Annotated in this window: 1 rRNA gene; it reads right to left on the minus strand. The window is 49.3% G+C overall.

Features of this window, described 5'->3' with window-relative positions:
* A 23S ribosomal RNA gene (locus NH568_RS23870) occupies positions 1–1,156 on the minus strand; the annotation flags it as partial.
* Between the last annotated feature and the right edge of the window lie 14 nt (positions 1,157–1,170).

A 1,170-nucleotide genomic window follows, 5' to 3' on the forward strand; every position in this document is an offset into this window, starting at 1 on the left:
AAGTTCGCAGCCGTAGCTTCGGTGGTATGTTTAGCCCCGTTACATCTTCCGCGCAGGCCGACTCGACTAGTGAGCTATTACGCTTTCTTTAAAGGGTGGCTGCTTCTAAGCCAACCTCCTAGCTGTTTTAGCCTTCCCACATCGTTTCCCACTTAACATACACTTTGGGACCTTAGCTGACGGTCTGGGTTGTTTCCCTCTCCACGATGGACGTTAGCACCCACCGTGTGTCTCCCGGATAGTACTTTACGGTATTCGGAGTTTGCAAAGGGTTGGTAAGTCGGGATGACCCCCTAGCCTTAACAGTGCTCTACCCCCGTAAGTATTCGTCCGAGGCTCTACCTAAATAGATTTCGGGGAGAACCAGCTATCTCCCGGTTTGATTAGCCTTTCACTCCTAGCCACAGGTCATCCCCTAACTTTTCAACGTTAGTGGGTTCGGTCCTCCAGTCAGTGTTACCTGACCTTCAACCTGCCCATGGCTAGATCACCGGGTTTCGGGTCTATACCCTGCAACTTAAGCGCCCAGTTAAGACTCGCTTTCGCTACGGCTCCCCTAAATGGTTAACCTTGCTACAGAATATAAGTCGCTGACCCATTATACAAAAGGTACGCAGTCACCCTCGAAGGGCTCCTACTGCTTGTACGTACACGGTTTCAGGTTCTATTTCACTCCCCTCACAGGGGTTCTTTTCGCCTTTCCCTCACGGTACTGGTTCACTATCGGTCAGTTGGGAGTATTTAGCCTTGGAGGATGGTCCCCCCATATTCAGTCAAAGTTTCACGTGCTCCGACCTACTCGATTTCACTTTAAATAAGTTGTCGTGTACGGGACTGTCACCCTGTATCGTCATACTTTCCAGAATGTTCCACTAACTACATTAAAGCTTAAGGGCTAATCCGATTTCGCTCGCCGCTACTTTCGGAATCTCGGTTGATTTCTTTTCCTACGGGTACTTAGATGTTTCAGTTCTCCGCGTTCGCTTCGTTAACCTATGTATTCAGTTAACGATGACCCAAAGGGCCGGGTTTCCCCATTCGGAAATCCTAGTCTCAAGCGCCTCTTACTGGCTTGACTAGGCTTATCGCAAGTTAGTACGTCCTTCATCGCCTCCAACTGCCAAGGCATCCACCGTGTACGCTTAGTCACTTAACCATACAACCCAAAAT

This window comes from Pseudoalteromonas sp. XMcav2-N (assembly GCF_024124545.1).
Lineage (GTDB): Bacteria > Pseudomonadota > Gammaproteobacteria > Enterobacterales > Alteromonadaceae > Pseudoalteromonas.